General features: G+C 65.7%; 16 protein-coding genes and 2 tRNA genes. 8 read left to right on the top strand and 10 right to left on the bottom strand.

Annotated elements, in window-relative coordinates; all coding sequences use genetic code 11:
* Window positions 1–14 precede the first annotated feature (14 nt).
* Together VN706_22390 and VN706_22385 are read left to right on the top strand one after the other, a co-directional pair.
* A complete protein-coding gene (locus VN706_22390) occupies window positions 15–1,742 on the top strand; it encodes a hypothetical protein (GenBank protein HXT18394.1) in 1,728 nt (575 codons plus the stop codon).
* Window positions 1,743–1,778: 36 nt separating this feature from the next.
* The gene (locus VN706_22385) at window positions 1,779–3,026 is read left to right on the top strand and encodes a hypothetical protein (GenBank protein ID HXT18393.1); all 1,248 of its coding nucleotides are present in this window, start codon (window positions 1,779–1,781) and stop codon (window positions 3,024–3,026) included.
* Here VN706_22385 and VN706_22380 read toward each other — a convergent pair.
* Window positions 3,015–3,989, bottom strand: coding sequence for a hypothetical protein (locus VN706_22380; protein HXT18392.1), 975 nt, complete (start codon window positions 3,987–3,989; stop codon window positions 3,015–3,017). The genes VN706_22385 and VN706_22380 overlap by 12 nt on opposite strands.
* A gap of 116 nt (window positions 3,990–4,105) precedes the next feature.
* On the opposite strand from VN706_22380, the gene VN706_22375 reads away from it, so the two are divergent.
* Genes VN706_22375 through VN706_22360 form a run of 4 tightly spaced genes read left to right on the top strand, consistent with a single transcriptional unit; the run spans window position 4,106 to window position 9,344 of the window.
* On the top strand, window positions 4,106–6,604 hold the full coding sequence (locus tag VN706_22375) for a helicase C-terminal domain-containing protein (protein HXT18391.1): 2,499 nt from the start codon (window positions 4,106–4,108) through the stop codon (window positions 6,602–6,604).
* Between the two features lie 54 nt (window positions 6,605–6,658).
* Window positions 6,659–7,276, top strand: a complete 618-nt coding sequence (locus tag VN706_22370; GenBank protein ID HXT18390.1) for a fumarylacetoacetate hydrolase family protein — start codon at window positions 6,659–6,661, stop codon at window positions 7,274–7,276.
* The gene (locus tag VN706_22365; protein ID HXT18389.1) at window positions 7,276–8,499 is read left to right on the top strand and encodes an aminotransferase class I/II-fold pyridoxal phosphate-dependent enzyme; all 1,224 of its coding nucleotides are present in this window, start codon (window positions 7,276–7,278) and stop codon (window positions 8,497–8,499) included. Before VN706_22370 ends, VN706_22365 begins: the two co-directional genes overlap by 1 nt.
* Window positions 8,499–9,344 (top strand): hypothetical protein, encoded by an 846-nt coding sequence (locus VN706_22360; GenBank protein ID HXT18388.1) that lies wholly within the window; start codon window positions 8,499–8,501, stop codon window positions 9,342–9,344. Before VN706_22365 ends, VN706_22360 begins: the two co-directional genes overlap by 1 nt.
* An 81-nt stretch (window positions 9,345–9,425) precedes the next feature.
* Here VN706_22360 and lexA read toward each other — a convergent pair whose 3' ends face one another.
* The 3 genes from lexA to VN706_22345 all read right to left on the bottom strand — a co-directional run bounded on the left by lexA (window position 9,426) and on the right by VN706_22345 (window position 11,871).
* The gene (gene lexA / locus VN706_22355; GenBank protein ID HXT18387.1) at window positions 9,426–10,091 is read right to left on the bottom strand and encodes a transcriptional repressor LexA; all 666 of its coding nucleotides are present in this window, start codon (window positions 10,089–10,091) and stop codon (window positions 9,426–9,428) included.
* A gap of 113 nt (window positions 10,092–10,204) precedes the next feature.
* Entirely contained in the window at window positions 10,205–11,650 is a 1,446-nt protein-coding gene (gene gltX, locus VN706_22350) for a glutamate--tRNA ligase (GenBank protein HXT18386.1), read from the bottom strand.
* Between the two features lie 130 nt (window positions 11,651–11,780).
* Window positions 11,781–11,871 (bottom strand) — tRNA-Ser (locus VN706_22345).
* 179 nt (window positions 11,872–12,050) lie between these two features.
* Here VN706_22345 and VN706_22340 point away from each other — a divergent pair.
* Together VN706_22340 and VN706_22335 are read left to right on the top strand one after the other, a co-directional pair.
* On the top strand, window positions 12,051–15,074 hold the full coding sequence (locus VN706_22340) for a fused MFS/spermidine synthase (protein ID HXT18385.1): 3,024 nt from the start codon (window positions 12,051–12,053) through the stop codon (window positions 15,072–15,074).
* Between the two features lie 15 nt (window positions 15,075–15,089).
* Complete coding sequence (locus VN706_22335) at window positions 15,090–16,976, top strand: ABC transporter ATP-binding protein (GenBank protein HXT18384.1); 1,887 nt, start codon at window positions 15,090–15,092, stop codon at window positions 16,974–16,976.
* Between the two features lie 31 nt (window positions 16,977–17,007).
* Here VN706_22335 and VN706_22330 read toward each other — a convergent pair whose 3' ends face one another.
* The 6 genes from VN706_22330 to purN all read right to left on the bottom strand — a co-directional run bounded on the left by VN706_22330 (window position 17,008) and on the right by purN (window position 24,667).
* Window positions 17,008–17,553 (bottom strand): hypothetical protein, encoded by a 546-nt coding sequence (locus VN706_22330; protein ID HXT18383.1) that lies wholly within the window; start codon window positions 17,551–17,553, stop codon window positions 17,008–17,010.
* Between the two features lie 41 nt (window positions 17,554–17,594).
* Window positions 17,595–17,677 (bottom strand) — tRNA-Ser (locus VN706_22325).
* 78 nt (window positions 17,678–17,755) lie between these two features.
* Window positions 17,756–20,128, bottom strand: coding sequence for a DUF2723 domain-containing protein (locus VN706_22320; GenBank protein HXT18382.1), 2,373 nt, complete (start codon window positions 20,126–20,128; stop codon window positions 17,756–17,758).
* Between the two features lie 110 nt (window positions 20,129–20,238).
* On the bottom strand, window positions 20,239–21,777 hold the full coding sequence (purH, locus tag VN706_22315) for a bifunctional phosphoribosylaminoimidazolecarboxamide formyltransferase/IMP cyclohydrolase (protein ID HXT18381.1): 1,539 nt from the start codon (window positions 21,775–21,777) through the stop codon (window positions 20,239–20,241).
* Window positions 21,778–21,813: 36 nt separating this feature from the next.
* Window positions 21,814–23,997 carry a M20/M25/M40 family metallo-hydrolase gene (locus VN706_22310; GenBank protein HXT18380.1) on the bottom strand — a complete coding sequence of 728 codons (2,184 nt, stop codon included), beginning with the start codon at window positions 23,995–23,997 and terminating at the stop codon, window positions 21,814–21,816.
* Window positions 23,963–24,667, bottom strand: a complete 705-nt coding sequence (gene purN, locus VN706_22305; GenBank protein HXT18379.1) for a phosphoribosylglycinamide formyltransferase — start codon at window positions 24,665–24,667, stop codon at window positions 23,963–23,965. Before purN ends, VN706_22310 begins: the two co-directional genes overlap by 35 nt.
* Between the last annotated feature and the right edge of the window lie 6 nt (window positions 24,668–24,673).

The following is a 24,673-nucleotide window of genomic DNA, read 5'->3' as shown; positions in this document are numbered from 1 at the left end:
ATGGGCGCTGGGCGATGGGCGTGAACGCCGCGCGCGTTCGGCGCTCGCTTCTCATGGTCGCCATCGGCATTGCGCCCATCGCCCGCCGCCCACCGACCATCGCCGCGCAAGCGCCCGCCGACACGATGGCCTTCTACAAGGCCCTCGATCTCGAGGCCGCCGGCAAGTACAAGGAGGCGGCGCCGCTCTTTCGCGTCGCGCTGCATACGCCCGCCAGCGTCAACGCGCTCCTCGGTCTGGAACGAGTGCTCGCCGAGATCGGCCAGTCCGACTCGCTCGTCGCCACGCTCGATACGTTGATCGCGTCCAACCCGCACGAAGAGACGTATCGCACCGTACAGCTGCGCACGCTGCAATCGCTCGGCCGCGAGGCCGCCTTGCGCGCGGCGTTCGACAAGTGGGTGCACGACGTGCCGGACAGTCCGTCGCCGTACCGCGAGTACGCCGACTTGCTGCTGCAGCGCAACCGCTCCGCGGCCGCCGACAGCGTGCTCGCGCGCGCGAACATGACGCTTGGATCGACTAAAGATCTGCAATTAGAGGTTGCTCAAGCGCGCGCCGCGCAGGGGCAGTGGGTCGAATCGGCGCAGGCATGGCGCCAGGCGCTCATCAAGGCGGACTACCTCGAGCAGGCCGCGGCATACGCGCTCGCGCCGACGCCGATGTCGTCGCGACCGCAGGTGCGGGAGATCTTTCTTTCGTTGCCGATCGAAGTCTCCTCGCGACGCGCGCTGGCGGATCTCGAGACCAGTTGGGGATCGGCGAGCGACGGCTGGAATGCGCTCAAGTCCATTCCGCCCGACAGCGCCGCGGCCGATGCGTGGTCGGAGTTCGCCAAGCGCGCCGAATCGGAGGAGCGCTGGACGCTCGCCCGCGAGGCGCTCGAGGCGGCATTGCGCTGGAAGCACACGCCGGACGTTGCGTTGCGCGCCGGTACGGCCGCGCTCAATGGCGGCGACGCGGCGGCCGCGCTCCGGCTCGCACCGCTGGCGGATGCCAACGGTGACTCGGCGCTCATCGCCAAATCCTACGTGCCGCTCTATGCCCGCGCGCTGTCGTCGCTCGGCCGGCCGGCGGAAGCGGAGCGCATGGTGGCGGCGTATGATCGCTTCATCTCGCCCGGCGCGCACAACTCGCTGATTCGCACGATTGCCTGGGGCTGGGTGCGCACCGGCGACATGAATCGCGCGCGCGCCGCCTTGGCGGCGACGGGAGCCGAGGGCGACTCGAGCGACGCGGCGGGTTGGCTCGCGTTGTATGAAGGGAATCTGAAAACGGCCCGTGTGCTGCTGCGCGGCGGCACCGAGAGCTCACCCGAGCTTGCGATGGCGCTTGCGCTCATCGCGCGCATCAAGGCGGACACGGCCCCGGCGATCGGCAAGGCGTTCCTCGCGCTCGCGCGAAGCGATAGCACCGCGGCGGCCGCCCAGTTCGTGGACGCCGCCGACAAAACGCCCGTCGTTCGCTCGCTCCTGCTTCTCAGCGCCGCGCAGATTCAGTCGCGGCGCGGCAACGACGCTGACGCCATCGCGCTGTGGAAGCGCATTCTCGACACCGAGAACGACTCTCCGGAGGCACCGCAGGCCGAGCTCGAGTGGGCGCGAACGCTGCGCCGCGCCGGCGACGCGTCCGGCGCCGCCGCGCACCTCGAGCATTTGATTCTCACCTACGGGGGCAGCGCGCTCGTGCCTCAGGCGCGGCGCGAGCTCGATCTCGCGAAAGCCGCCATTCCGCCGAATTAGAGATTCATCATCTTGTATAAATTTCATCGTTTCATAATGCTCGGGCTGGCGGCGCTTGCGCTGTCCGCGAACGCCGCCCGCGCGCAACGCCTGCTCGTGCCGATGGACGACGCGCAACAGAATCATCTCAAAGCGTACGGCCTCACGTACACGGCGATCAAAGCCGGCGCGTCGGCCGAATGGCTGCTCAACTATCGCGGTGGCTCCTTCCTCCTCGCCGACACGCCGGAGCTTCGGCGGCAGGCGGGACTGGCCGGCATCACGATCGAACCCATCGACAACGGCCGCCTCGGTCAGATTCGGGCCGAGATCGCGTCGAACAACATGGAAGCAGTGCCGCTCGAGAAAGCGCCGAAGATCGCGGTGTATCGTCCGTCCGAAGAATTGCCGTGGGACGACGCGGTGACCCTCGCGCTCAACTATGCCGGCATTCCGTACACCTCCGTCTACGACGACGAGGTGGAGCACGGCGACCTCTCGAAATACGACTGGTTGCACCTTCATCACGAGGACTTCACCGGCCAGCTCAACAAGTTCTATCTGAGCTATCGCGATGCCCCGTGGTTCATCGACCTGCTCCAGAAAAACACGGCCGAAGCCAAGCGGCTCGGCTTCGCGAACATCCCGGCGCTCAAGAAGGACGTCGCGGACAAGATTCGTGAGTTCGTGGACCGCGGCGGTTTTCTGTTCGCGATGTGCGGCGCCACCGAGACGCTCGAGCTGGCGATCGCCGGCAAGAACGTCGACATCGCCCAGAGCTTTCTCGACGGGACACCGATGGATCCCGACGCCGACCGCAAGATGGACTGGAAGCGCGCGATGGCGTTCCGCGACGCCCACCTCGAGCAGTCGCCGTTCGTGAACGCGATGAGCGACATCGACGGCCATCAGGTCAACGTCCCCGGTCGCCAGCAGCCCCTCGGCACCTTCACGCTCTTCAACTTCTCGGCGAAGTTCGATCCGGTGCCGTCGATGCTGGTGCAGAATCATCGTGCCGTGATCAACGACTTCTACGGCGTGACGACGAGCTTCAACAAGGCGGTCCTCAAGCCCGGCGACATCATCCTGGCGAACGAGGAAGGTGCGCCGTGGGTCAAGTACATCCACGGCGACTACGGGAAGGGAACGTGGACCTTTTACGGCGGCCACGATCCCGAAGACCCGCGTCACGCCATCGGCAATCCGCCAACGGATCTTTCATTGTTCAAGAATTCGCCGGGCTACCGGCTCATTCTCAACAACGTGCTGTTCCCCGCGGCGAAGAAGAAGCCGTTAAAAACCTGAGCCCGACGCCACCGGTCCGCCAAGCAGCGGACGAATGCGCCAGATCTCGTAATTGCCGGCCGCTTTCGAGCTGAAGTAGAGATAGCCGTCGGACGACCACGACGGATGATCGTCGTCGTTCTTGCCGCGCGTGAGCTGGGTCTGCTGCGTGCCGTCCGAGTGCATCGCCCAGATGTTGCGCGCGCCGTCGCGCGTCGAGACGTACGCCAGATACTTGCCGTCGCTCGACCACGCCGGAAACTCATTGTTGAACTCCTCGCCCGACGTGAGCTGCGTGACCTGGCCGCCGAAGCTCAGATCGATCGTGAAGATCTGACGATGCTGGCCCACGAGTCGCTCGTACGCGAGTCGCTTTCCATCGGGCGACCAGCGCGGGTACTCGCCCTCGGCGAAGATCGTGAACGATGATCCGTCGGTGTTGATGGTCGCGAGCGTGTGCGTTCCGACGAAATCCTTTTGACCGGGCTTTGGCCGATCGAGTGTCGTCACGAACGCGATCTTCTTTCCATCGGCGCTGACGTCGGGCGTCGTCTCGTACTCGCCCGCGGTGCTCGGCGTGAGAAACGTCATGCCCGACGCGTTGCCCGCGATCGACGAGCGCACCAGACGCGAGGTGCCCGTGCGCGTCGTCACGTACACGAAGTTCGAGTTGTCCGGATACCACGACGCTTCGCCTGCCGCGCGCTCCGAGACCAGCGTGCGGCCTGGTTTGTTGATGTCCACCTTGACGATGCTGAACCGGTCGTCGCCGAGCTTCGAATCGTCGCGCACGTGCAGGAGCAGCATGCTGCCGTCCGGCGACGGGCGCGGCCAGAAGTGTGCTTGCGGTCCCGTCACGATGCGGCTGAGCTCCGCCGCGTTGCCGGTGACCACCGGATGCGCGACGTCAGGGGTGGGCGAGGGGCTGCCGCAGGCGGCGAGTGCGGCAACGAGGACAAGCGGCACGACATGGACGGCACGCATGATTTCCTCCGGCATCGAACCGGTGAGTGATGCGGAATAGTCGGACGGCCGCGTCCGTCGTGACATGGGCAGATCACGCTATCTGCGAGGTGCGCTATCGGTTAATTTTCGGGTGTATGCCCCCCTCCGTCGCAGCCGATCCAGCCGCCCGGCTGAGCCCCAAGGCTGCCGTCGCCGTTCGCGCGGCCATTCGGCTGGCAGGCGGCCGCGAGGTGTGCTTCGTCGGCTCCATCGACGGCGAAGGCGTCGTGCAGACGGTTCGCACGGTGGCGCGCGGCGATTCGAGCTGCGTGCTCGCGCTCCCCGGCTTCGCCAATCGCGGCGAGATGCTCATCCACAACCACCCGTCGGGAAACCTCTCGCCATCGGGGCCCGACCTCGATGTTGCCGCGCGACTTCACGACGACGGGATTGGGTTCGCGATCGTCGACAACGGCGCAACCGAGCTGTATGTCGTCGTCGAAGTGCCGGCGGCGCGCTCGCTATCGTCCATCGCGCCGGACGCCATCGCGCGTGATCTGGGACCTGATGGGCTCATCGCGCGCCAGCACGCGCGGTACGAGGACCGTCCAAGCCAGCGCGCCATGGCCGCCGAAATCGCGCGCGCCTACAACGACGGCGGCGTCGCGCTCCTCGAGGCAGGAACGGGCGTCGGCAAATCGCTCGGCTACCTCGTTCCGGCGCTCCGATGGGCACACGCGAACAACGAGCGCACGATCGTGTCAACGAACACGATCAACCTGCAGGAGCAGCTCGTCGGCAAGGATCTGCCGTTTCTTGCCCGCGCGCTCGACGATCAGAAGGTGCGCTTCGCGCTGCTCAAGGGCTGGCGCAACTATCTGTGCCTCGTGCGGCTCGAGCAGGCGCGCGCCTCCGGCAACGCGCTGTTCGAGGACGGGCTGCAGCAGGAGCTCGACGCCATTCAGCAATGGTCGGAGCGCACGCGCGACGGCTCGCTGAGCGATCTCACGGTCGCCCCGCGCGCCGAAGTGTGGGACGAAGTGTCGGCCGAGCCGGACATCTGCCAGCGCGCGCGCTGTCCCGTGTACTCGAAGTGCTTCCTGTTTCAGGCGCGCAAGCAGGCGGCGGAAGCGGACGTGATCGTCGTCAACCATCACTTGCTGCTGTCTGATCTCGCGGTGCGGCGCGTGTCGGGCAACTGGGGCGAAGCCGCGGTGCTGCCCGCGTACACCCGACTGGTGATCGACGAAGGCCACCATCTCGAGGATGCCGCCGCCGCGCACCTTGGCTCGACGGTGTCTCGCCGTTCGCTGCAGCGACTGTTCAATCGGCTCGATCGCCGCGGCAAGGGATTGCTCAGCGCACTGATCGCGCGCTTGTCGTCGTCGAACGATCTGCTCAGCGTCGCCAGTCTCGATCTCGTCGGCTCGCGATTGTCGCCGGGCGTGCACGCGGTGCGCGACAAGAGCGCGCTGCTCTTCGATCTGCTCGATACGTTCCTGCAGGAGAGCGGCGAGTCCGTCGTGCGGCTCACCGAGGAGTTTGCCGGCCATCCGATCTGGCGCGCCGGCTTGCGCGTCGCGCTGCAGGACACGACGAACGAGATCGACCTCCTTGCCGAAGGATTGCAGCTCGTGCGCGAGCGCATCGAGGGAGGAAAGCGGCCCGACGATTCCGTGATGCCGCTGTTGAACGAGATGCGCGCCGTCACGCGCCGGCTGCAATTGGCGGGTGATGGTCTCAAGGCCGCACTCGATCCTGGTCCCGGCGCGGGCACGGTTCGCTGGATTGAAGCGAAGGGCCGCGATCGCGCCGTCAGCGTCTCCACCGTGCCGCTCGATCTCGCGCCGATTCTGCGCGAGGATCTGTTCAAGCGCGCCGAGACGACGGTGGTGACGAGCGCCACGCTCACGGCCGACGGCAAGTTCGATTTCCTGAGCGCGCGGCTCGGCCTGAACGATCCGGAGCTCGAGCCGCGCACCGGCGTGTTTCCATCGCCATTCAAGTATCGTGATCAGGCGCTGCTCGCCATCCCGAGCGACATCCCCGCGCCAAATGTGAATCCGAGTTCACATTTTGCCGCCGTCGCGCGTGCGACGTTCGATCTCGCCAACGCGGCGAACGGCGGCATGTTCGTGTTGTTCACCAGCCACAAGGACGTGCGCGCGATGGCGAGCGAGCTGCGGGCGCGGGGCGCCGACCGCCGCTGGCCGCTCCTGGTGCACGGTGAAGAATTGCGCGACCAACTGCTCGCGCGTTTTCGCGATTCGGGCGGCGCCGTCCTGCTCGGCACCGCGTCGTTCTGGGAAGGGGTGGACGTACCCGGCGACGCATTGCGGGCGCTGTTGATCGCGAAACTGCCGTTCCGCGTGCCGACCGAGCCGATCACGGCCGCGCACTGCGAGGCGATCGAGTCGCGCGGCGGCGATGCGTTCAAGGAATACATGCTGCCCCACGCCGCGTTACGATTGAAGCAGGGCTTTGGCCGTCTCGTGCGCACCGCGGCCGATCGGGGCGTCGTGGTGCTGGCCGATCCGCGTGTCGTGACGAAGAATTACGGCCGCGGATTGCTGGAGGGCCTGCCGCCGGCGCGGCGCATCGTGGGACGCTGGACCGAGCTCCTCGAAACCATCAACTCCTTCTACCAGCAATGATCCTCAGAAACGCGGAATTCCGAGCGCAGGCGCGTAACGCCCAGGTGAGGAACAATGGCTAATCGTCCGGGCAAGATCGTCTGTGTCGGCCGCAACTACGTCGACCACGCCAAGGAACTGGGCAATGATGTTCCGAAAGAGCCACTAATTTTTCTCAAGCCGCCCTCGAGCGTGATCGGGAACGGCGATTCCATCGTGTTGCCGCCTGAATCACAGCAGATCGAATACGAGGGCGAGATCGCGGTGATCATCGGAAAGCGTCTGCGGCGCGTAAACTCTGAGGACGCGCGCGGGGCCATACAGAGCGTCGTGGCCGTCAACGACGTGACCGCACGCGATCTTCAGCGCGCCGAGTCGCAGTGGACGCGGGCCAAGGGGTTTGACACCTTTTGTCCCATCGGGGAACCGGCGGCTCCCCCCGCAGATTTTCGTGACCTGGAAGTGGTGACACGCGTGAACGGTGTGGAACGTCAGCGAGGCAAGGCATCGGACATGGTCTTCTCCATTCCGGACGTGCTCGCCTACATCTCGAACGTGATGACACTCGAGCCGGGCGATCTCGTCTGCACGGGTACGCCGGCCGGCGTGGGGAAACTCTCGCCGGGGGACGAGGTAGAAGTTGAGATCGTCGGCGTGAGCCGTGTGAAGAACCCAGTCGCCAAGGACGCGTAGTGCCGAAGCTCGCCGGTCGTTTTCAGACGTTGCCCGAGTATCCGTTGGCGACGATACCGCAGAAGAAGCGCGAGCTCCTCGCGCGCGGCGTCGACGTCATCGACCTGGGCGCGGGCGATGCGGACCTGGCACCGCCGCCCAAGGCGATCGCGGCGCTGGCCAAGGCGTCGGAAACGCCGGCGATGCAACGTTACGGCTTCGGAATGGGCCTCGTGGCCTATCGCGAGGCCGTGTCCGCGTGGATGCAGAAGCGCTTCGGGCTCTCCTTCAATCCGATGACCGAGATCGTGCCGCTCATCGGCTCGAAAGAAGGCATCTCGCACCTGGCGCTCGCGTATCTCGAGCCGGGGACGACGGCCATCATCCCCGAGCCCGGGTACAACGCCTATCAGGGCGGAACGATGCTCGCGAGCGGCACGCCGTATCGCTACGCGTTGCGGCCGCGCACGAACTTCCTGATCGATCTCGACGAGATCCCGGCCGACGTCCTGCGCTCGACGAGAGTTCTTTATTTAAATTATCCGAATAATCCGACGGCGGCGATCGCCCCGCGGGACTATCTCGAGCGGATCGTGCGGCAGTGCCGCGAGCGGGACATTCTGCTCGTGTTCGACAACGCGTACTCCGAGCTCGCGTTCGACGGCTATGTGCCCCCGTCGATCTTCGAGATCGACGGCGCGCGCGACGTCGCGATCGAGTTCCATTCGCTGTCCAAGACGTACAATATGACCGGCTGGCGCTGCGGCTGGGCCGCCGCCGCGCCGGAGATCACGTCGGTGCTGACCAAGGTCAAGTCGTTCACCGACACCGGCCAATTCATGGCGGTGCAAGCGGCGGGCGTCGCGGCCATCGAGAGCTACGACGAATTTCTGCCGGGCAATCTCGCCACGTTCCAGGCGCGGCGTGACGCCGCCGTCCAGGCGTTCCGCGCCGCGGGCTTCGACTGTGAAACGCCGCGCGCCACGATGTATCTGTGGATTCCGCTGCCCGAGGGAATCGCCAGCGCGGCGTTCGCCGATCGCCTGCTCGACGAGGAAGGGGTGGTCGTCATGCCGGGATCGGGCTTCGGCGCGGGCGGGGAAGGATTCTTCCGCATCTCGTTCATCACGTCGCCGGAGCGCATCGCCGAAGCGGCGCGGCGCGCCGGGCGGATACTCGCGGCCATGACCGGTGTAACGGGCGTGACCGGCCACGAGCCTGCCGCCGCCGGAGCCGCCGTCTGATGAACGCGCGGCTGTTCGGACCGCGAGAAGATCGCAAGACGTCGATCGTCGTGTCGGTCGTGGTGCACGTGGTCGTGATCGCGCTCATCGCGTCGATCACCTTCACGTACCCGATCGCCTCGCTGTTCAACAATCGCGATCTCACACCGGCCGAACGCATTCACTATCTGCAGGTTCGGCCGGCGCCCGCGGCGCCGCTCGGCACGACCGAGGTGAAGGCCAAGCCCAAGAAAGTAGTTGTCGCGCCGCCGCCGCTCGTCGCGCCGACCAGCATTCCGACGGAGATTCCTCCCGCGCCGGCTGTGGCGACTCCGCCTGCCGGCAACCCATTGGGTGTCGTCGGCGGGACGGGAACGGCGCCCGCGGGCATGGCCACGGGCGTCGAGCCCGCGATGCCCGATCCGCGCATCGAGTTGCGGCCGAACACGCTTCGCGTGCCGATGTCGATGGCGGCGCGCAACGACAGCGCGGTGAAGGCGATCTATCTCGCGTACCGCGAAGCCGAGGTCGAGGCCGAAGCGCACGCCGGCCGCAGTCCCAAGGACTGGACGTTCGAGCGTAACGGCGGGAAGTACGGGCTCGACTCGTCCTATATCTACCTTGGCCGCTTCAAGATTCCGTCGGCGATCCTTGCCGCGCTGCCGTTCAACTTCGGCGGCGCCGACGGCGCCGAGATCATGCGCAGCCGCAATGCGGAGTGGATTCGGAACGACATCTACACGCATTCGCAGGGCTTGAGCGAGGACGACTTCCGGGCCGCCGTGCGGCGGATTCGCGAACGCAAGGACCGCGAGAAGCGCGAAGCGGAAGAGGCGAAAGCCAAGGCGCAGCCGATCGTGCCGTGACGGGCAGGTTCGTTTCCCACGACGTGAAAAAATGCCAGTGCTCATATATGAGAACTGGCATTATCATTTTCTAACCATGACTCAGGAAACGGGCGTCGCGTCCTCGGCCGGCATCGACGGCGGCGGCTCCTGCTCCCAGAACGGACGGAAGACGCCGCACACCACGCCGAGCGCCGCGTAGTCGTCGTGCGGCCCGACTTCGATCGACCGCTCGCCGTCGTCCGCGGGCTCGAGCACGACCGCCGAGCCCTGGTGGCGCAGCGTCTTGATCGTCGCGTCGTCGCCCAGGCGCGCCGCGATGATGTCGCCGTCCTTCGGAATGGCGCGCGGGCTCACCATCACGAAGTCGCCCTCGAGAATGCCGCGGCCGACCATGCTGTCGCCCTTCACCTTGAGGAAGTACACGTCGTCGCCCGGCAGGAAACGCCGGTCGACCGTGATGAATCCCTTCCGATTCTCCGGCATGAGCGTCGGCTCGCCGGCGTGAATCTTCCCGTAATACGGAATCGGCTGTGTCGCTCCGGCCGCCGCGAAGCCGATCAGACGCACTCCGCGCGAACGCGACTCGTCGCGCTCGATGAATCCCTTGTTCTCGAGGGAATGGAGCAGGTCCGAGACGGTCTTGGTCGACTTGATCCGGAATTTCCGCGCGATCTCGCGGATGCTTGGCTGATAGGTGTTCTCAGCCAGAAAGTCTATCATGTAGTGATAGACTTTCCGTTCCAGCTGCGTGAGTGGCTCCGCCATGGACTTGCCCCCGTCGTACCACTATGAAGACGCCGGGCCTCTGCATCGGAGGGCCCGGCGTAGCTCGTGGCCCTAATGTACGGTAGCGTGCCGTCCGCGGTCAACGCTCCTCGTCAAGCGTTTCCAGTGATGTAACGCACCGCGGTCTGAATCCGTTCCAAAGAGCGTGTTCGACCGAGCAACGTCAATACGTCGAAGATGCCGGGACTGGCGCTCAAGCCCGTCAGAGCGACCCGGAGCGGGCCGAACAGTTTTCCCACGGCGAGTCCGCGCGATTCAGCCAGGGATCGCAGGGCGCCTTCCAGGCTCGGGGCCGACCAATCATCCAGCGATTCCAACGTCGCAGCCGCCGCCCGCAACACGTCCGCGCTCGCGTCCCGGTCCTTCCACGCCTTCGCGGCTGCCTCCGGCTCGTACGTGATCGATACGCTGAGAAAGGGTGCGGACTGCCGAACCATGTCGTGCAACGTGCGCGATCGAACCTTCAACACATCGATGAGCGCGTCCAGATCCCTTTCGTCCAATAACCGAGCCTGTTCCCCGAGATCCGAGTCGCCGAGCTCCCGGAGAAACAAGGGGCGCAGCTCGGACGCGGGCATCATCGCGAGATGCTGCCCGTTCATCCACTCCAGCTTCTGCATGTCGAACACGGCGGCGTTCTTCGACAGGTGCTCGGTGCTGAACAGATCGATCATCTGCCGCACCGTCATGACCTCGATGTCATTGCCGGGCGACCATCCGAGCAGCGCGATGAAGTTGAGCATCGCCTGCGGCAGAATGCCCATGTTCTGATAGTCGCTCACCGCGACGGCGCCGCGGCGCTTGCTCAGCTTCTTGCCATCGGATCCGTGAATGTTCGGCAGGTGCGCGAATTCCGGCAGCGCCGCCCCGAGGGCTTCGTAAAGCAGGATTTGCTTGGGCGTGTTGGACACATGATCGTCGCCGCGCATCACGAGCGTGATGCGCATGGCGATGTCGTCCGATACCACTGCAAGATTGTAAATCGGCGTCCCGTCCGAGCGAAGGATGATGAAATCCCCTTCGCCGATGTCGGCGTTCGCGAACGTGATCTTGCCCTTCACGAGATCCGTCCACGACGTGACGCCGCCTGGCATGCGAAACCGAATGACGAACGGCGTTCCCGCGGCGACGCGGCGCTCGACGTCGTCGGCAGCCAGGCGATCGCATCGTCCGTCGTAGCGGAACGCATCGCCGCGTGCCTCAGCCGCTTTGCGCTGCTCGTCGAGCTCCTGCGGAGTGCAGAAGCACCGATACGCTTTCCGCTCGTCCAGGAGGCGCTTCGCATCGGCCTGGTGACGCGCGAGGTTCGCGCCCTGGTATACGACCTCTTCGTCCCACAAGAGGCCGAGCCACTCCATGCCGTCGAAGATGGCGCGGGTGCTTGCTTCGGTGCTTCGGGCCCGGTCCGTATCCTCGATGCGCAGCAAGAACTGGCCGCCATAGTGCTTGACGTACAGCCAGTTGAAGAGGGCCGTTCGAGCGCCGCCGACGTGGAGGTAGCCGGTCGGCGACGGTGCGAAGCGCAGTCGGTGCGTCATGGCGGGAAAGCTATCAGCGTCCTGTCAGGTCAGCGTGGCGTTTGGGCGTCGCACGCGGCCGAAGCACGAAGAGCCCGCCGGCGGCGGGCTCTTCGAGTTGTCATATCAGCGTTCGTGCTGCTCCAAAGGACGGGAAGGGAGGGATTCGAACCCTCGATACAGGTTTAAGCCCGTATGGCGGTTTAGCAAACCGCTGCCTTCAGCCACTCGGCCACCTCCCCCCGACCACGCTCTGCGCGGCTAGACGGCTCGCAAGTGCTTGCCGCTGAAGCAATTTATCGGTCGTGGCGGAGTCCGCACAAGTGTTACGGGGTGTTGCGGGGTGTCGCCGGGTGTCGCCGGGTGTCGCCGGGTGTCGCCGGGTGTTACGAGGCCCGCGCGCGACCAGTCGACCGTTCATATGCTGAGACTTCTCTACGCCGTCTTCATCCTGTCGGGCGCGGCGGGGCTGATCTACGAATCGATCTGGACCCGCTACCTCGGCCTGTTTGTTGGGCACAGCGCGTACGCGCAGGTCCTGGTGCTCGTCATCTTCCTTGGCGGCATGTCGATCGGTGCGTTGCTCGTTGGACGCCGCAGCGAGCGGCTGACGCGGCCGCTCTACTGGTACGCGATCGTCGAGCTGGTCACGGGCCTCATCGGTCTCGTTTTTCACGACGTCTTCGTCTCCGTGACCGGCTTTGCGTATGCGACCGTGTTTCCGGCCGCGGGACTGGGGCCGATGCAGACGATCGCCAAATGGGGTCTCGCAGCGCTGCTGATTCTGCCGCAATCGATTCTGCTCGGCATGACGTTCCCGCTCATGAGCGCGGGCGTCGTGCGTCGCATTCCGCAATCGGCCGGACGCGCGCTGTCGATGTTATACTTTGCTAATAGTCTCGGCGCCGCGGGTGGCGTGCTGCTCGCGGGGTTCTGGTTGGTCGCCGTCGCCGGGTTGCCCGGAACGCTGATCGTCGCCGCGATGATCAACATCGTGGTCGCCGGTGTCGTGATCGTCGCGATTCGCTCGCGCGCGACGGAAGGCGACGCGGCGCTGCCGCCCGCGGTGGCGCCGAGCGCGACGAACGATGCGTCGCGGCCCACGCTCTGGCGCCTGCTGCTCATCGTCAGTTTTGGCACGGCGCTCTCGAGCTTCATCTATGAGATCGGCTGGATACGCATGCTGGCGCTCGTGCTGGGAAGCGCGACGCATTCGTTCGAACTGATGCTGTCGGCGTTCATTCTCGGGCTCGCGCTCGGCGCCTTCTGGGTGCGTCGCCGCGCGGACGCGGGAGGAAATTCGCTCCGTCTGCTCGGCATGGTGCAACTGGCGATGGGGTCGCTCGCGATCGCGACGCTGCCGGTGTATCTGCACTCGTTCTATTGGATGGTGGATCTCATCGCCGCGTTCGCGAAGACGCCGCAGGGATACACGTTCTTCAGCATCGCGCGGTACGCGCTGTGTCTGTCGGTCATGCTGCCGGCAACGTTCTGCGCGGGCATGACGCTGCCGCTCATCACGCGCTTGCTCGTTGGTGTCGGCGTGGGCGAGCGCGCGATCGGCCAGGTGTATGGTGTGAACACGTTCGGCTCCATCGTCGGCGCGGGCCTCGCGGGATTGGTGCTGATGCCGCTGCTCGGCCTCAAGTGGCTGCTGGTCGCCGGCGCGTCGATCGATCTCGCGCTCGGCGTGGTGCTGCTGGCTACCGAGTGGCGCGGGATGATGCGCACCGCGCGCGCGACGTGGATGCCGAGGATCGCGCTGGCGGGTGCGGCCGCGCTCGCGCTCGTCGCGATCGCGGTGCGCGCGGACTTCGATCCGACGATGTTGACGAGCGGCGTGTACCGCTACGGCGGCGTGCAGGCGCCGCACTCGCGCACGATTCTCTTCTACAAGGACGGACGCACGGCGACGGTGAGCGTACGCCGCATTCCCGAGACGGGCGGCTACACGCTCGGCACGAATGGAAAACCGGACGGCTCGCTGGGGCCCGAGTGGCTCGACACGACGCGAACATATCCGATCGGTCCGTTCACGCACGATGCGCCGACGCAGCTGTTCGTTCCGCTGGTTGCGCTGGCGCACGCACCGCGGGCACGCACCGCCGCGGTGATCGGCTTCGGCACGGGGATGACGACGCACGCGCTGCTTGGCAGTCCCGCGCTCACGCAGGTCGTAACGATCGAGATCGAGCCCGAGATGATTCACGCTTCGCGCGAGTTCTATCGCGCGAATCACCGCGCGTACGACGATCCGCGTTCGACGTTCGCGATCGATGACGCGCGCGCCTATTTCGCGGCGAGCGGCCGCAAGTTCGATCTCATCGTCTCCGAGCCGTCCAACCCGTGGGTGTCCGGCGTATCCGGGCTGTTCACCACGGAGTTTTACGGCCGCATCAGCACGTACCTCGCGAAGGGCGGCGTGTTCGCGCAGTGGCTGCACCTCTACGAGATCGACGACGGCTTGGTGCTCGGCGTGCTCACGGCGCTATCGCAGCACTTCCCGACCTATTCGATTTTTCAGATCTCGGGCCGCGACATCCTGATTGTGGCGACGACTGAAAAGCAGCTGCCGGCGCCCGATTGGTCGATCTTCAAATTTCCGATGGTGCAGGAGGATCTTCGTCACGTGTGGCCGATCACGCCGCTGACGATGGAGACACTGCGCATGGCCGACGAACACTCGCTCGCCCCACTCGTGCGCGAGGCCGGCGACGCGAACTCGGATTTCTATCCGACGCTCGATCTCAATGCCGAGCGCGCGCGGTTCATGGAGAGTCAGGCGACGGGGTTCGCCGGATTGCCGGCGGGCCGAGTCAACATCGCGGCGATGGTGGACCGCCGGCGCATCGGTCTCGGCGACTCGTACGCCGTGGTGGATGGCGTGCCGCGCCTCCAGGCGATGGCGATCGCGGCGGCCATGCGCAATCGAGATCCGCGTGCGGGCCCACTCGCGTCGGCCGCGGCATCGCGACTGCAAGCGTTCGACGAGGCCATGGCCGCCGGCCAGGTGCCGCTCGACTGGCGTGCGTGGACAGCCTCCTTCGAGCAAGTCGAAGCGGCCGTGCACGGCGGAATGGCGGGTGTCGCAGATTCGGCGTTCTACGCTCGGACGCGGGCCTTTCTCGCGCGCACCAACGCACCGCCGCCCCCGCGCGCCGCGGTCGATTTCCTCCACGGACTGGCGGTGTGGGACTTCGCGGAGTCGGCGCGCGCCGCTGATGTCTTGATGCCCGCCGCCGCGAACGGCGATCTCTGGCTCAATCCCGACGATCTGCGTGACGGGGTCGTGATCTCGGAGTTGCGCGTCGGCAATCGCCGCGCGGCGGCCGACGCGTTCAAGCTGTTGATGCGGAGCTCGTCGCGAAGCATTACGGACTTGCGAACGCGGCTGCTCTATTCGTACATCGCCGATACCAGCGCGTCGACGGTGGCGCAGCGGTAGTCTCTATGTTTCGGCATGGCACATCCGGCAGTGTTCTTCGGGCCGCCGCGCGATCCCAACGCGCCGCGGCCCGCGTTGCGCGAGCGGCTCAAGGCGCTGCGTCTCGTGCCGTGGCTGCTGCGACTGGTGTGGGAGACGCATCGGCCGTACACCGCGGCGATGATCGCGCTCCGCCTCGTTCGGTCGGCGGTGCCGGTGGCGAACCTGTGGGTGGCGAAGCTGATCATCGACGAAGTGATCATGCTCGCGCAGCGCGGCGGCCCGACGCGGCATTTGTGGATGCTCGTCGCGCTCGAGATGGGCATTGTCGTGGTCAGCGAGCTGCTCGCACGCCTGTCGGGACTGATCGAAGGGTTGCTGGGCGATCTGTTCACGAATCGCGTGAGCATTCGGATCATGGAGCATGCGGCCACGCTCGACCTGTATCAGTTCGAGGATCCGCAGTTCTACGACCATCTCGAGCGCGCGCGGCAGGGGACAACCGGCCGCATGGCGCTCCTGGCGCAGTTGTTGGGTATGGCGCAGAGCTTCCTCACGCTGTCGTCGTTGAGCGTGGCGATCGCGGCGCAGGCGCCGTGGTTATTGGCGCTCCTGGTGGTCGCCGTGATGCCGAGTTTCATTGGTGAGACACGATTCGCGGCGATGTCGTATTCGCTGATGTTTCGGCGTACGCCGGCGCGCCGGCAGTTGGACTATGTGCGCTACGTCGGCGCCAGCGACGAGACGGCAAAGGAGGTGCAGCTCTTCGGGCTCGCGCCGTGGCTCATCGCGCGATATCGGGCTCTCGCCGATCGCTTTTACGACGAGAATAAATCCCTGGCCGTTCAGCGGGCCCTGGTCGGCTCCGCGCTGTCGCTGATCGGCACGCTCGGCTATTACGGCGCGTACGTGATCGTGCTCGTGCGGGCCGTGGCGGGTGCGATCTCGATCGGCACGCTCACGTTTCTGGCGTCCTCGTTCCGCCAGAGCCGAGACCTGATTCAAGGTCTGTTGATGTCGGCCAGTGGTATTTATGAGCAAACGTTATATCTAAAAGACTTATACGACTTCTTTGAAATGCGGCCGACCGTCGTGAATCGCCCCGGTGCGCCAGCCGTGCCGCGGCCGATTCGTCAGGGCTTCGAGTTTCAGGACGTCGGCTTCCGGTATCCGGGGAGCGAGCGTTGGGCGGTTCGGCATCTGACGTTCACCCTGCGTCCCGGTGAACGGGTGGCTCTGGTGGGCGAGAACGGCGCCGGCAAGACGACGCTCACCAAGCTCCTTGCCCGCCTCTACGACCCGAGCGAAGGTCGCGTGCTGCTCGACGGTGTCGATTTGCGCGAGTACGACCTCGCGACCGTCCGCCAGGCGATCGGCGTCATCTTTCAGGACTTCGTGCGCTACGACATGCGCTTCGACGAGAACGTGGGCGTCGGCGAAGTCGAAGCGGTGCGCAGCTATCTCGACGCGGAGACGACGTCCACCGACGAACCGCCGCCGGGACCGATTACACTTGCCGCCGAGAAGTCGCTCGCCGCGTCGCTCTTGCCGCGTCTGGCCGGAGGCTACCGCCAGATGCTCGGCCGCCGGTTCGAGCGCGGCGTGGATTTGTCCGGCGGCGAATGGCAGAAGGTAGCGTTGGCGCGCGCCTACATGCGCGATGCACAGGTGCTCATTCTCGACGAGCCGACCGCGGCGCTCGACGCGCGCGCCGAGTATGACGTCTTCGTGCGATTCAATCAGCTGATGGCGGGCCGGATGGCCGTCGTCATCTCGCATCGCTTCTCGACGGTGCGCATGGCGGACCGCATCATCGTGCTGAAGAACGGCGAGATCGTGGAGCAGGGAACCCACGTGGATCTGGAAGCGAACGGCGGCCTGTATGCGGAGTTGTTCCACATGCAGGCCGCCGGGTATCGCTGAGCACTGATCGATCGCGATCAGACGGGAGACATCAGCCGCGACGATCGCCGCCGCCCATACGCTCGCGCATCATGTTGTCCGTGTCTTCCTTGAGCTTCGCCAGAATTTCCTTCGCCTTGGCTTGCTGCTCGGGAGTGAACGACGCGGTGGCTTCCGTGGCCGAGGCGTCGTAGTTCGCGGAGATCTGCTGCAGCGTGGCGTGCAGCAGCGATCCGGCTTCGCGCACCTTGCCGCGCGACTCATCCGACGTGCTCTGCGAAGCCTGCTTGATCTCGTGCACGAGCGAGTCCACGGACTTGAGCAGCTGTTCGTTCTGCTTGTGGAGCGCATTCTCGCGCTCCTTGAGCGCGTTCATCTGTTCGTCGCTCAGCTTGAGATCCTTGTGCTTGTCGATCAGGCGCTTGATCGGGCTCACGTCTTCGACGTCGCGCACGCGGAGCGTGGGTCCGCTCGGCGTGTTGTCTTTGTCGTCCATGAGCGGCGTGTGCTTGTCGGCCTGCGAGCGGCCGCCTTTCTGTGCGAAGGAGGCAGTGGGGAGCGCGACGAGCGCGGCGAATAGGAGAGCCTTTCGGATCATGCGAAGCTCCGGTTCGGGAGAGGAAGAAGGTGCGCGAGCCACGGAGCGCGAGGGATTCGAACCCCCAAGTCCTTGCGGACGCCGGTTTTCAAGACCGGTGCAATAGCCATTCTGCCAGCGCTCCCACCGCCAAAATGTAATGATCGCCGCGCTAAGCTGCGAAGCCGCGCGGCGATCGTCCATGGGCCCTCGAACGGCGATCCTACTTCGTTTTCGGGCCGGCCTTTGTTCCCGCTTTTGCGCCGGGCTTGCTGAGCGAATCCGTCTTGGCGGCCGCCGGCGGCGCGGCAGGGGCAGGCAGTTGCTGCGAGCGCGTCGTATCGCCGACCGGCAACGAGAACTCGGCTTCGGCCGGACGAAGCAGGTCGTCGAGACGCACGACGGTCGCGATGTGCTTCGACATGCCGAACACGTTCTGCGCTTCCTGCAGCTTCCCTTGGGACTTGAGCGCTTCCGCGAGCTCGATGCCGGTCGCGACATAGAGATACGGAATGCCGACCGACGGGCGATCGATCCAGTCCCCGCTGTTGATCACCGACTGCGGGCCCTTGAACACGCTCCGCCACAGCGAGTCGCTGCGCGGCACGTCGAGCCAACCGTCGCCCTGCACATACACCGTGTCCTTCGCGGCACCGGCAGCCGGCGGCATGATGAGCTTCGAGGCCAAACCCTGCGTCAACGTGTTGTCGCCTAGCCCGAGCGATCGCGCGTAGCTGCCCGACGTCCGCGCGAAGTAGATCGGCCGCTCCGGCCACGCGTCCTGAATCATGCGCAGCACGAACAGGTCGGCGCGCTGCAGCACGCCGTGATCGAGGTTCTGCGGATTGATCGTCGCCTTGAGATTGCCCGACGTGAACGACATGGGGCTGTTGAGCGGATAGTAGGCCGGAACGGAATCCGCCTCGAGCATCGACATCTTGATCGGCGGACCCTTCGGCTTCACCCACTGCTGATTGCGATACAGCGCCGGCCCCTTCGCCGCATCGTAGTCGAACTGCGGACGGCGAATGATCTGCCGCACGTACCAGTCGGTGTTCAGCAGCGACGTATTCGCAACGATGACATCCCGCCGAATACCTTCGACTTCCTGCGCGTACCAGAGCGGGAAGGTGTCATTATCGCCCACCGTGACCAGCACACCGTATGGCTCGACCGAATTGAGCATGTCCGCGGCGAAATCCGCCGTATCACGATGTCCCGCGCGCGACGCCCAATGCCAATTCGCGAAGAGCGGTACGATCGCGAGCAGGAGCACGGGCGAGCTGTATCGCCACGCGGTGTCCCGCGGCATCGTGACGGTGTCGCGTCCAACCTTCACCGATTCGGTGCCGAACATCGACGCGAGCGACTCCCACACGAAGAGCAAACCCAGCGACGCCCACACGCCCCACGCCGAGAAGCTCCAGATGAAGAAGTAGTCTCGGTCGCGCACTTCGTGCGGTAATTGCGAGTTGGGATCCTGCGACGCGCCGAGCTTGAAGTTCAGGTAATAAATCAGCGCCAGCGTCATCGTGAACATCAACGAACCGAAGTACCAGAAACTTCGTCGATCGCGCTGGAAGTGAACCCACCCGCCGAACAAGCCAAGCACCAGGAACGCCGCCGCGAACAACGCCTGCATGAACTGATGTTGATCGTGCGCGTCGCGAATCCACTGCCACTTGAAGTACATCCACCACATGCCGAGCTGGTCGACGAACGGCGCCTGCCGTTCGCTCAAGTCCGGCTTGCCGTACTGGCCGCGGTTGAAGTTGTACTCGAACGCATCGAGGGTGCCTTTCGAGAACGTGCACGAGAGCTCGAGCTTCGTGCGGCATGCAGTCGGTTCGCCTTCGTTGATGGCGGGGAAGTAGGCGGCGCGAATCGGCTGCGTCGCGAACGGCGTGAGGCCGAGCACGATCGCGCCCACACACGCGAGCAGCAGTTTCCAGCGGAAGATCGTACGCGGGCGCCGCACCAGCACGGCGAGGCCCACCGCCGGCGCCGCGAGCATGCCGGCCATGTGATTCGCGTACCCCAGACCGAGGATGTACGCCACGAGCACGAGAAAGCGATCCGCCTTCCTTCCGTCGGGATCATCCGACCAGCGGATCATCACCCACGAGATGACCGCAAGTCCGACCAGCGAGACGGTATACACCTTCTCATTCACGACGGACTGGTTCCAGACGGTGAACGCGGTGGCGCCGATCAGCGCGCCGAGCACTGCGCCGAGTACGCGCTGCCAATACTTCGGAAACCAGGCGACGAGAATGCGTTCGGTGACCAGGAACCACATGCCCGCGGACACCGCGCTGCAGATCGCCGCGAGAATGTTGATTCGCACCGCGACGGTCGTCGCGATCGGCAGAATCGAGAACACGCGGCCGATGATGACGAACAGCGGGTTGCCCGGCGGATGCGGCAGGCCAAGGGTGTACGCCGCGGCGATGTATTCACTCGTGTCCCACATCGCGGTCGACGGGGCGAGCGTGAGCAGATACAGCACGAGCGTCGCGAGCGAAACGGCTAACGCGGCGCGATACGACGGCCGGTAATCGAGCTCGGTGATCGTTGAGGTCGCCATGCGATCCATGAGTTGTTACACAACAAACCGCCCCGACGGGGCGCGGGGCGGGAGACAGGAAAGATGATGGATTGGAAGGATTTAGGGAATGGGGCGGCTACGAGGTTGGAATTGGGTTGCTAGTGTCTGAACTGCCGCCGCCCGGTGAAGATCATCGCAATCCCATGCTCGTCCGCCGCGGTGATGACTTCCGGGTCTCGCACCGATCCACCCGGCTGCACGATGGCCGTCACGCCCGCCGCCGCGGCTTGATCGACGCCGTCGCGGAACGGAAAGTATGCGTCAGAGCCGAGCGCGGCACCCTGTGTTGCGTGTCCCGCCGATTCCGCTTTGTGCACCGCCATGAACGCGGCGTCGACGCGTGACATCTGCCCCGCGCCGATGCCGATCGTGGCGCCGTCGCGCGCGAGGACAATGGCGTTCGACTTGACCGAGGCCACCGCGCGCCACGCGAAGAGCAGATCCTTGTACTCGACGTCCGTTGGCTTGCGTTTCGTGGCGACAGTCCAGCCCTCGGTATCGATGTACGTCCGTGCCCGCTCCTGCACCAGCACGCCGCCGCGCACGCGCTTGAAATCCAAATTGTTCGTGCCGTCGCCCCACTGGGCGCGTCCCTCGAGCACGCGCAAATTTCGCTTGCGGCCGAGAATCTCGACGGCGCCGGCGCTGAACGCCGGCGCCACGATGCACTCGACGAACAAGCTCGAAACGGCGTCGGCGGTCGCGTCATCGACCGGCACCGAGAACGCGATGACGGAGCCGAACGCTGATACCGGATCGCACGCCAGCGCCTTGCGGTAGGCATCGACCGCGCTGCCGCCGGTCGCCAATCCGCACGGCGTCGTGTGCTTGATGATGGCGCACGCGGTCTCCTGGCCGAACGGGTCGACCGCGAGCAACGCGCCTTCCAGGTCTAGCAAGTTATTGAATGAGAGTTCTTTTCCACCGCGCTGCGCGAGTCCCGCGAGGCCGCCGCCCGGCCGTTCGACATAGAACGCCGCCGCCTGGTCGGGATTCTCGCCGTAGCGCAGCGATTGCGCGCGCTCGAACGAGACCACGATCGTAGGCGGAAACTTGTCCTCGCGCTGCTGGGCGAACCACGCGGCGATCGCGGCGTCGTACGCGGCGGTATGCGCGTACACTTTGCCGGCGAGCAGCGTCCGGAGGTCGAGATCGTCGTCGTGATCGTGGAGCGCCGCCAGCACGCGCCCATAATCGCTCGGGTCGACGATCACCCACACCGAGGCATGATTTTTCGCGGCCGAGCGCAGCATGCTCGGACCACCGATGTCGATGTGTTCGATGGCCTCTTCCGGCGTCGTGTTCTTTCGCGCCACCGTCTCGCGAAACGGATACAGATTCACCGCCACGAGATCGATCGGCGTGATCTCGTGCTCGGCGAGCGCCTCCATGTGTTCGGGCACGTCGCGCCGGGCGAGCAATGCACCGTGCACCGCGGGATGCAACGTTTTCACGCGACCGTCCATCATCTCCGGAAAGCCGGTCACGTCGCCGACGTCTGTCACGGTGAGCCCGGCCTCGCGCAACGCCTTCGACGTGCCGCCGGTGGAGATCAACTCCCATCCGAGCTCGGCGAGCCCACGGGCGAAATCAGCGAGACCAGTCTTGTCGGACACCGACAGCAGAGCACGGGGCATTGGCGTTGGGCGATGGGTGTTGGGCGTTGGACGAAATTACGGACGTCGCGGCGCCGGCGGCACGGCGCCGGTCGGCGCTTTGGCCAACGCTGCCACCATCCGAGTCAGCGATCGTAAATCGCGAAGGTCCATCACTTCGGCGGGCGAGTGGCTGTAGCGCAGCGGCCACGCAAGGGCGACATCGATCGCACCCCAGCGCGCGAACTCCGATCCATCGTTGCCGCCGTTCGTGACGCCGTATTGCAGCGGAATGCCGTTCGCGCGAGCGAGGCGAACGGCGCGCTCGATCTCATCGGGCGGCGTCACGCTCGAGTTGTCGAGCGCGCGCAACACCGCCCCGGTGCCGAGCGCCGCGTAGCCGAAGCGATGACTCTCGAGCGGCGAGTCCGACGATACGAACGTGTCCACCGCATGCACGCGATGCACACTTGGCCCAAGCGCCGCCGCGACCGCCTTCGCGCCGAGCAATCCACCTTCTTCGCGGACCGACCACATGAAGATCACCTTATGATCCAACTTCGCGGGATCGATCTCCTCGAGCGCCAGCAACAGCGCGGTATCGCCCGCGCGATCGTCGATCGCTCGGCCGGTGATACGCGTATCGCCGAGCCGCGCCGAGCATTTGAATCCTGTCAACATTGCACCGGGCTGCACGCCCGATGTCGCGAGCTCGGCGGCGCTTCGGCCGAACCACACGGTCAACGCCGACGGTTCACGCTGCGTGGAGCTGTCACGAACCGTGAACACGCCCCGCAACGGTCCCTCGCGCGATGCGGAGCAACCTAGCTTTCCGTCGCGCGGCGGAATCTTGTCGTCCGCGCGGTGCAACAGCGCCGGCTGTCCTTCCCAGAGAAACGGAAAGAACGATCCGTGCGGCCGTAGCGAGACCGTTCCGTCGGGGTTTATGCGCGTGACCTCGAACGCGATCTCGTCCATGTGTGCCACGAACACCGTCGTGTCGCGGTCCGGGCCCATCGCGAGGACGATGTTGCCCGCCGTGTCGACGACCGCCGAGTCGCGCGCCCACGCGGGAAGCAGCGGCTGAATTGCGTCGCGCATCGGTTGCTCGTGCCCCGACGGCGCGTAGACGTCGACCAGCTTGCCGAGCATGTCGGCGTAGCGGGAGAGGGAATCGCGAACGACGAGCGGAGGCGCGGCCGCCCAGCCGTGCGCGACTGGCACCGCCGCCAGTGTTTCGCCACCGAGTCCCGCTGCGCGCGCAACCGCGCCATGCAATGCCGCCAGATCATTCTCCGCAATCGACTCGGCGAGCGTTCCATGGAATCGCGTGCGTACGCCGATGCCGAGCACCGCACCGACGTCGAGCGCAGGAAGCGCCGCCCATGGCGCTTTCACGGCGTGCGGCGCGCTGCGTTCGCCGCCCACCGTGGCGTCGACGATGAACAGTGAATCGACGCGGCCAAGGCGTGCGATCGCCGAGGTGAGGCCCGCCCAGTCGAATGACTTCTCCACCGAGATGATGTAGTCCGTTTCGCCCGACGCGTCGTGATTGTTGGATTGCGCGGCGGCGGCAACCGCGGCGCATCCCGCGCGGTTGCCCGCGGCGGGACCCGCGACTTCATCGGCGTACATCCACTCGGGCCAATCGCGCACTACCGGATCGAGCACGTCGACGCCCATGCGCACCGCCTCGGCGCGCGATCGCGCGCCGATGTCGACCCAGACATTCTCGATCGACGTCGGCGATTCGTCCGCAACGCGATGGCGCCACAGGTGATTGCTGCGCACGGCGATGACGCCCGGCAGATCGCGCGCGCGGCCGGCGATCGCGCGATCGAGCGCCGCGACGATCACGCGCTGGCCTTCGTGATACTCGTCCCACAGCGCGACGTGCCGCTCGTTGCCGTCCATGTGCACGCGGAGATACCCGTCGTCGGTGATCTCGCTCACGACATAGCCCGACTCGTCGAGCCCACACGCGAGCACGCGCCGCGGAGAGCCGTCACCGACCTTCTTGATGAGATTCCCCACGCGATCGCGCACGAATCCCGAGGTGGCGCTGACGATGCGATCCGTCGCGATTCGCTCCGACCCGGGCGACGCGATCAGCGAGATCCACGTCGACACGGCGCGCGCGTACGGACCTACGGCGCTCGTGTCCTGCGCCGTCGCGATCGCGGGTAGGGCAACGGCGCAGCATGCGGCCAGCGTCACAGCGCGCAGTTCAATGGCCCAGTGCGAGCTCGATGTTCTCGGCAAGACGAGAATCCTCATGCGGAAGCAGGGTGAACGAGGGACGGCCGTCGACGACCGCACCGACGCCGAGCATACATGGATTGTCGAGCGTTGTACGCCCGCTCGCGACCGCATCGACGACGCGCGGATAGACGATGTGCTCCACGCGCAACACGCGCGCCGCGAGCGTACGGGCGTCGTCAGCGGCGAAGACGGGCACAGGCCACTGCGCGATGATTCGGCCGCGGTCGTATTCATTGTCGACGAAGTGCGCCGTCACACCGGTCACCGTCGCGCCGGAGTCGATCACGGCCTGATGCACCCGGTGGCCGTACATGCCGGGCCCGCCGAACGATGGCAGCAGCGCGGGATGAATGTTGATGATGCGCCCGACATGGCTCATCACGACCTCGATCGGCACGAGCTTGAGGTATCCCGCGAGTACGACGAGATCGATCGAATACTCGCGCAGCACGTCCTCGAGTTGCGGACGGTCGGGATACTTGTCGGTCGCGATGAGCGACGTCGGGATGTCGCGGCTCATGGCTCGTTCGAGCGCGCCCGCGCCGGCCCGATCGCTCGCCACGACCACGACCTGTCCGCCGCGTCGCTCGCCAAGACGATCGAAGTGCTCGAGAATGGCTTGCAGGTTCGAGCCGCCGCCGGAAGCGAGCACCGCGATGCGTGCAGTCATCGCGCG

The sequence above is a fragment of the Gemmatimonadaceae bacterium genome (assembly GCA_035606695.1).
Classification (GTDB): Bacteria; Gemmatimonadota; Gemmatimonadetes; order Gemmatimonadales; family Gemmatimonadaceae; genus JAQBQB01.
The sequence above is the reverse complement of the archived record's forward strand: the minus strand, read 5'-3'. Positions and strand labels throughout refer to the sequence as shown.